We start from the raw sequence: 7,433 nt of genomic DNA, 5'->3' as shown, positions 1-7,433 counted from the left end.
TGATGCGGCGAACAGGAAACCCCATCAAGGCCGGGAGCGACCCTTCGCGTTGCCTTGACCGGTCTTCGCGATACTCTCAATATCGAACGTTCCGGCAATCCCGCTGACGTAAACAAAGGACACCCTGCATGCCCTGCCCCCTGCGCCATGCCCTTACCACGCTTGCCCTGCTGGCTCCCTTGCTTACCCCCCCGCTGGCAGGCGCCGACTCAGCCTGCGCCCCGGCGCTGGATGCCTCCGTGCGCAAGCTGCACGCCAGCAGCGAGCTGGATTTGTGCGCCCTTACAGCGGGCAAACTGACACTGGTCGTCAATACGGCCAGCCAGTGCGGCTACACCCCACAGTTCAAGGGCCTGGAAGCGCTATACCAGACTTACCGTGAACAAGGCCTGGTCATCATCGGCTTCCCCTCCGACGACTTCCGCCAGGAACTGGACGATGAGGCCGATACCGCCAGCGTCTGCTATGTGAACTACGGCGTCAGCTTCCCCATGGCTGCCACCAGTCAGGTCAAGGGCGATGCCGCCAACCCGGTGTTCCAGGCGTTGAACCAGGCGGCCGGCGAGCCCGGGTGGAACTTCAACAAATACCTGGTACCCGCCAGCGGCGACGGCATCATCCATTTCCCCGCGGCGGAAAAGCCTCTGGGCGGCAAGCTGGAAGCGGCCATCCGGCAAGCGCTGCCCGGCTCTCAAGGCCAGACGGACTAGCCACCGTGGTGGCAGCGTTCATATGAGCCTGCTATTGTGATCGATCAACCCATCAGCCCCGATGAGTCCCGTGAAAGTTCGTAACAGCAAGGAACAACAACGGTATCGCCTGGAACGCGACATGGAACGCTTTCTCTCCGAAGGCGGGTCCATTAGTGAAGTGCCAAACGGGGTGAGTGGCGCCGATGCAGTCTCCGGCAAAGGCCACCAGACGGTGCTGTTCAATGGCCCACGTCAGGCGCAACGCACTGACCTGAGCCAGGTAGCAGCCACTATTGATGCACGCAAGCACAAGCCCCGCCGGCAACGCTTGAATGCCCGACCGCAGCGCAAACTGGTTTATGACGACTTCGGCGAACCACTACGCTGGGTCTGGCAGAATAAATAACCCGCCTTATGGCACCCTTATGGCACATCCAAGGACAGGTCTATGAAACGGTTTTTCCTGCTGGTATCCCTGATTGTCGCTGGCCAGACCAGCTCCGCCGATATTATTGAAACCGAAGTCACCCTGCCGGACGGCCTGGGCAAAGGCATCATGTACCTTAACGATGACCAGAAAGACCCTGGCCCCGGGGTGATCGTGGTGCACGAGTGGTGGGGCCTGAACGACTATGCCCGTAACCGCGCCCGCATGCTGGCTGAAGCGGGTTACACCGCACTGGCCGTGGACATGTACGGCACCGGCGAAGTCGCCACCCACCCCAAAGACGCCAAAAGCTTCATGGAAACCGCCCTGGCCGACCCGCAAGCCATGAACGCCCGCTTCCAGGCCGCCCGCACCATGATGCTCAAACAGCAGCAGGTAGCGCCGGGCCGCCTGTTCGCCATTGGCTACTGTTTTGGCGGGGCGGTGGTGCTGGAACAGGCCCGTCGGGGGACCGACCTGGCCGGGGTAGCCAGCTTCCACGGTAGCCTGGGCACAGAGAACCCGGCCAAGGCCGGCGACATCAAGGCCCGCGTGCTGGTCGCCACCGGCCAGGCGGACCCCATGGTACCCGCAGAACAGGTCAGCGGTTTTGTCAGCGAGATGACCACCGCTGGCGCAGATTTCCAGCTACTCAGCTTTCCCGGCGTGAAACACAGCTTCACCAACCCGGGGGCAGATGCCGCCGGCAAACGCTTTGAAATGCCGCTGGCCTACAGCGCCCATGCGGACCAGGTAAGCTGGCAAGCACTGGTCGACTTCCTGGAACACGAGGAATAATCACCCGCACCAGAATTGCGCATCACCGCGCACCACGCACCATACCGGCACCCATTCAGGTGCCGGCATGGTCATCCTCCTCACACACACTACCCCCCTTTTCTTTCTCCCGCTTTCGCCTCAGCCCACGGCTCGCGCGGGCGCACGCCTTTTCCCCTCCTCGCCAGGCCCATCTTGGCACTCCCTTTGCTTTGTTACGCAAGAGGAATCGAATGGCCTTGTTGCCATTAGGGAGCCTCTAAATGACGCCTTGCATGCAAGGTCTTTCAGAGGCTCCCGACTCAACACAATGTGCACCAATAGACCGCTAGGGTTCCGGTCGACTGCGTCAGCAGCCGATGCCTGGTCCGAGAGCAGTCGACCTTCTTGGCGCCGATAGACCCGCGACAACGTCTATCCGCAGGGGGTTACACGGCGGGACAAAAGCCCGGGAGGACACGATGACAACCTTGTCATTGGATTCCTCATCGTCCGTAGCCAAGGAGCTCCACCATGACCCGTTCCGTACGAAAGACCGCTGCCGTTGCAGCGCTTGCCCTGTTCACCTCACTCACGCCGGTCACCGCGCTGGCTAAAGATTCCTTCAGCATATGCTGGTCCATCTATGTGGGCTGGATGCCGTGGGATTACGGCGCCCAGCAGAAAATCGTGGATAAATGGGCCGACAAGTACGACATCGACATCGACGTGGTGCAGATCAACGACTACGTGGAATCCATCAACCAGTACACCGCCGGCGCCTACGACGGTTGTGCCATGACCAACATGGACGCCCTGACCATTCCCGCCGCCGGCGGCGTGGATTCCACAGCCCTTATCGTCGGCGATTTTTCCAACGGCAATGACGGCGTTGTGCTGAAAGGCGCTGACACGCTGGCTGACATCAAGAGCCAGGACGTGAACCTGGTGGAATTGTCTGTTTCTCACTACATGCTGGCCCGGGCACTGGAAACCGTGGGGCTGAGCGAAAGAGACCTGACCGTGGTGAACACCTCCGACGCCGACCTGGTGTCTGCCTACACCAGTGATGACGTCACTGCCGTGGCCACCTGGAATCCGTTGCTCAGCGAAATCACCCGCATGCCGAACAGCCACAAGGTGTTCGACTCCTCGGAAATTCCTGGCGAGATCATCGACCTGATGGTCGTTAACACGGAGACCCTCAACGCCAACCCGGATTTCGGCAAAGCCCTCACCGGTGCCTGGTACGAAATCATGGCGACCATGTCTGCGGACGATGATGCCGGCAAAGCGGCCCGCACTTTCATGGGCAAAGCCTCCGGCACCGACCTGGCCGGCTACGAAGCGCAATTGGTCTCCACCCGCATGTTCTACCAGCCCAGCGAAGCCGTTGCCTTCGTTAACAGTGCTGAGCTGAAAGACACCATGCAGAAAGTGGCGGAGTTTTCTTTCCAGCACGGCTTGCTCGGTGAGGGCGCACCGGATGCCGGCTTTGTCGGTATCGAAACCCCGGCCGGCATCTATGGCAGCGACAGCAATGTGCAGCTGCGCTTCATCCCGGATTACATGGCCATGGCGGCTGAAGGGAAATTGTAGCCCCTGCCCGCAGCACGCCTCACGCGGCACGCGGCACGCGGCACGCATCATAAATGCCGCGTGTTGCGTGAGGCCTGAGCGCGACATCAATCACCGGGAACTGCCATGAAGAAACTGATTAATCGCCAGCCGGGAAATGTGGGCCGCTGGGCACTGGGGCTGCTGCCCTTCGCCTTACTGCTGGTGCTCTACATGCTTGCCTCTGATGCACGGCTGGCAGACAACCCCAACGACAAATTGCTGCCCCCGCTCAACAGCTTTGTGGACGCCATCCAGCGCATGGGGTTTGAACCCAGCAAACGCAGCGGCGACTACCTGCTCTGGGCCGACACCCTGGCCAGCTTGCAACGGCTTGGCATCGGCGTAGCCATTAGTGCCCTGGCAGCTTTGGTTGTCGGCATTGGCAACGGCACCATTCCCTATATTCGTTCCACCCTGTCGCCACTGGTCACCGGGTTATCCCTGGTTCCTCCCATGGCGATTCTGCCCGTGCTGTTCATTATTTTCGGATTGGGCGAACTGGCCAAAGTGATGCTGATCATCATCGGCATCACACCGTTTTTAATCCGCGACCTGCAACAGCGGGCACTGGAAATTCCCAGCGAACAAATCATCAAGATGCAGACGCTGGGCGCCAACACCTGGCAAATCATTACTCGCCTGGTGTGGCCACAACTGATGCCACGGCTGATCAGCGCCGTGCGTCTGTCACTGGGCCCGGCCTGGCTGTTTCTGATTGCCGCCGAAGCCATCGCCGCCACGGAAGGGCTGGNCTACCGGATCTTCCTGGTACGCCGCTACCTGGCCATGGATGTGATTCTTCCCTACGTGGTGTGGATCACCCTGCTGGCGTTCGCTATCGATTTTCTGCTCAACCGCTATTCCCACTGGCGCTACCCCTGGTTCCACCAGCAGGGCTTTCAGGGAGGGCAGGGATAATGGCGATTATCGAAATGAAGAACCTGTGGAAAGAGTACGGCGACCAGGTTGTGCTGGAGCGTCTCAATACCACGGTGGAAGAAGGCGAATTTATCACCATCGTCGGCGCCTCCGGCTGCGGCAAGACCACTTTTCTGAAGTTGCTGTTGGGCACCGAACAAACCACCCGTGGTTCGCTATTGCTGGATGGCAAACCTCTGCCAGCCGAACCGGATGAAAGCCGTGGCGTCGTGTTCCAGCGTTACTCCGTACTCAGCCACCTCACTGCGGTGGAAAACGTCATGCTCGGCGGCGAACTGCAACATAACCGCTGGCTGGGTTTCAGTTTTGGAAAGCGCCACAGGCAACTGAAAAAGCAGGCACTGGAAATGCTCGACAGCGTCGGCCTCAGCCACGCCGCTGACAAGTACCCCCACGAACTGTCCGGCGGCATGCAACAACGCCTGGCCATCGCCCAGGCACTGATCAAAAAACCCCGCATCCTGCTATTGGACGAGCCTTTCGGCGCTCTGGACCCGGGCATCCGTGCCGACATGCACAAGCTGGTGCTGTCCCTGTGGAAAGAACAAAAGCTCACCGTGTTCATGATCACCCATGACATCAACGAAGGCTTCTATCTGGGCACCCGCCTGTGGGTATTCGACAAGCCCCGCCTGGACCCGCAAGCCCCCGGAGCCTATGGCGCCCGCGTGACCTATGACCTGCCTGTGGGCGACTGCCAGACCGGCACCCTCACCTCCATTAACGAAAGCGTGGACAACACCAGCCGCGCCATCGACAGCTTTTAAGGTGATCACCATGACGACGAATTCTCTCCATGACGAGCCTCTCTACCAAACCACCTTGCCCGGCAGTGCCCACTGGTCGCTGCGGGTACGCCGGGGCATGCAACTGCGTTTTACAGATTTGGAAGGCGGCGCCAACCTGGGCCTGTTGATGTACAACCCGGAAGACCTGCTGGAACGCTACAACGCCCCCGACACCCTGAAAGGCCAACACACCTTCAAACTGACCCGGGGCAACTGCCTGTATTCCGACATGGGCCGGGTATTTGCGTCCATTGTGGAAGACGACTTCGGCTGGCATGAGTCCGTGTGCGGAACACTCAGCGAAAAAAAACTACAGGAAAAATATCCGGTAAGAACCTATCAGGACCATCACAACCAGTGGACCCTGAGCGGCGAACACAGCTTCCTTACGGAGCTGGCGAAATACGGCCTCACCGAACGGGACATGGCCGCCAATTTGAATCTTTTTTCCAAAGTCGCCACCGATAAAGACGGCAACCTGATATTCGATTCATCTGCGGCCAAAGCCGGGGCCAGTCTCACCCTGCGTTTTGAAATGGACACCCTGGTCATCCTGAACAGCTGCCCCCATCCGCTCAATCCTGCGAAGGATTACCCGATGAAGCCGGTAGGTATCGAAATGTTCAAAGCACCACCGGTGTCCGACGATGATTACTGCAAGAATTTTCGTCCGGAAAATACCCGCGCCTTCGAGAACAACCGACTTTATCACCTGGGCATGTAAGGCCCGCCGCACGTAACAAGCATCACGCAACAAGGGAAAACACATGATCAAAGAAAGCCAACGTGAACCGAACCAGGCCAGTTTTCGCGAAGTGGTGGCGGCAGGTGATTACTTCATTCATACCGTGAAGCAGGGCCAGACCGTGCGTTTGCTGGATCTGCAAGGCAACCAGGCCGCCGACACCCTGTTCTACAGCGCCGCTGACCCAGGAGAACGCTACAGCGCCATGGACACCATCCGCGAACAGGGCAATGTCTACCTCACCGCCGGCACCACGCTGATGTCCAACCGGATAAACCCGCTGCTGAAAATCGTGGCCGACACCTGCGGTCGTCACGACACCCTGGGGGGCGCCTGTGCTACGGAAAGCAATACCGTGCGTTACGATCTGGAAAAGCGCTGCATGCATGCCTGCCGTGACAGCTGGATGCTCGCCGTTAACCAGCATCCGGAATTTTCTCTGGGCAAACGTGACATCACCCATAACATCAACTTCTTCATGAATGTGCCGGTCACCGCCGACGGCGGCCTCACCTTCGAGGACGGCATTTCCGCACCAGGAAAATATGTGGAGCTGACCGCCTGCATGGATGTGGTCATCCTGATTTCCAACTGCCCGCAACTGAACAACCCCTGCAACGGCTACAACCCGACACCAATTGAAGTACTGATCTGGAACGATTGATCGCGCCTGCCGGGACGACCCGGATACAGCGCAAGAATTCATAGCGGGACGGCCCGCTACCGCCAAGAGACACTCTCATGTTCAACAAAGTGCTGATTGCCAACCGCGGAGCCATTGCCACTCGTGTTATCCGTACCCTGAAGAAAATGGGCATCACCGCCGTGGCCGTTTTCGCCGAAGCCGACCGGGACTCCCTGCACATCACCCAGGCCGATGAAAGCTACTGTCTTGGCGACGGCAGCGCCCGGGATACCTACCTGAATCAGGATGCCCTGTTCGCCTTGATGGAAGAGCACAACGTGGATGCGGTGCACCCCGGCTACGGTTTTCTTAGTGAAAACCCGGATTTTGTCAAAGGTTGCGAAGCGCGCGGAATTGCCTTTATCGGGCCCACACCGGAACAGATGAACACCTTCGGGCTGAAACATACCGCCCGCGCCCTGGCGGCAGATACCGGTGTCCCGTTACTTTCTGGCACCCCACTGCTCACCGATAAAGACGCCGCGCTAAACGCCGCCGACAGCATCGGCTACCCGATCATGTTGAAGAGTACCGCCGGCGGTGGCGGCATCGGCATGCAGGTCTGCGAAAACGCGGCCAGCCTGGACAAAGCCTGGGATACGGTTCGGCGCCTAAGTGCCAATAATTTTTCCAACGACGGCGTCTTCATCGAAAAATATATCGCCCGTGCTCGCCATATCGAAGTGCAGGTTTTCGGCGATGGCCAAGGCAACGCTATCACCCTGGGCGAACGGGATTGCTCTGCCCAGCGTCGCCACCAGAAGGTGCTCGAAGAAACCCC

Annotated in this window: 9 protein-coding genes and 1 riboswitch; all 9 genes read left to right on the top strand. The window is 59.2% G+C overall.

The features are described 5' to 3' along the window. Positions 1-128 precede the first annotated feature (128 nt). Positions 129-710: a glutathione peroxidase gene (locus A3754_RS04895; protein ID WP_063518980.1), complete on the top strand. Its 582-nt coding sequence runs from the start codon at positions 129-131 to the stop codon at positions 708-710. Positions 711-780: 70 nt separating this feature from the next. Beyond that, positions 781-1,098 (top strand): hypothetical protein, encoded by a 318-nt coding sequence (locus A3754_RS04890; RefSeq protein ID WP_063518979.1) that lies wholly within the window; start codon positions 781-783, stop codon positions 1,096-1,098. Positions 1,099-1,140: 42 nt separating this feature from the next. Further along, the gene (locus A3754_RS04885) at positions 1,141-1,917 is read left to right on the top strand and encodes a dienelactone hydrolase family protein (protein WP_063518978.1); all 777 of its coding nucleotides are present in this window, start codon (positions 1,141-1,143) and stop codon (positions 1,915-1,917) included. 296 nt (positions 1,918-2,213) lie between these two features. After that, positions 2,214-2,353: riboswitch (guanidine-I (ykkC/yxkD leader) on the top strand. Between the two features lie 56 nt (positions 2,354-2,409). Then, complete coding sequence (locus A3754_RS04880; protein ID WP_063518977.1) at positions 2,410-3,474, top strand: putative urea ABC transporter substrate-binding protein; 1,065 nt, start codon at positions 2,410-2,412, stop codon at positions 3,472-3,474. A 105-nt stretch (positions 3,475-3,579) separates the two neighbouring features. After that, entirely contained in the window at positions 3,580-4,413 is an 834-nt protein-coding gene (locus A3754_RS04875) for an ABC transporter permease (protein WP_063518976.1), read from the top strand. Continuing rightward, complete coding sequence (locus A3754_RS04870; protein WP_063518975.1) at positions 4,413-5,201, top strand: ABC transporter ATP-binding protein; 789 nt, start codon at positions 4,413-4,415, stop codon at positions 5,199-5,201. The genes A3754_RS04875 and A3754_RS04870 overlap by 1 nt, the downstream gene beginning before the upstream one ends. A 10-nt stretch (positions 5,202-5,211) precedes the next feature. Next, on the top strand, positions 5,212-5,946 hold the full coding sequence (locus A3754_RS04865; RefSeq protein ID WP_063518974.1) for an urea amidolyase associated protein UAAP1: 735 nt from the start codon (positions 5,212-5,214) through the stop codon (positions 5,944-5,946). A gap of 43 nt (positions 5,947-5,989) precedes the next feature. Next, positions 5,990-6,631, top strand: a complete 642-nt coding sequence (locus A3754_RS04860) for an urea amidolyase associated protein UAAP2 (protein ID WP_063518973.1) — start codon at positions 5,990-5,992, stop codon at positions 6,629-6,631. A 77-nt stretch (positions 6,632-6,708) separates the two neighbouring features. Beyond that, the coding region (locus tag A3754_RS04855; RefSeq protein WP_156496803.1) for a biotin carboxylase N-terminal domain-containing protein at positions 6,709-7,433 on the top strand (725 nt) is incomplete at its 3' end.

Source organism: Alcanivorax sp. HI0083, from assembly GCF_001635175.1.
The sequence above is the reverse complement of the archived record's forward strand: the minus strand, read 5'-3'. Positions and strand labels throughout refer to the sequence as shown.

Bases quoted from the DNA above. Each gene is read 5' to 3' on its own strand.
- A3754_RS04895 (WP_063518980.1), top strand. From the start codon at position 129: ATGCCCTGCCCCCTGCGCCATGCCCTTACCACGCTTGCCCTGCTGGCT.
- A3754_RS04870 (WP_063518975.1), top strand. From the start codon at position 4,413: ATGGCGATTATCGAAATGAAGAACCTGTGGAAAGAGTACGGCGACCAG.
- A3754_RS04865 (WP_063518974.1), top strand. From the start codon at position 5,212: ATGACGACGAATTCTCTCCATGACGAGCCTCTCTACCAAACCACCTTG.
- A3754_RS04860 (WP_063518973.1), top strand. From the start codon at position 5,990: ATGATCAAAGAAAGCCAACGTGAACCGAACCAGGCCAGTTTTCGCGAA.
- A3754_RS04880 (WP_063518977.1), top strand. From the start codon at position 2,410: ATGACCCGTTCCGTACGAAAGACCGCTGCCGTTGCAGCGCTTGCCCTG.
- A3754_RS04885 (WP_063518978.1), top strand. From the start codon at position 1,141: ATGAAACGGTTTTTCCTGCTGGTATCCCTGATTGTCGCTGGCCAGACC.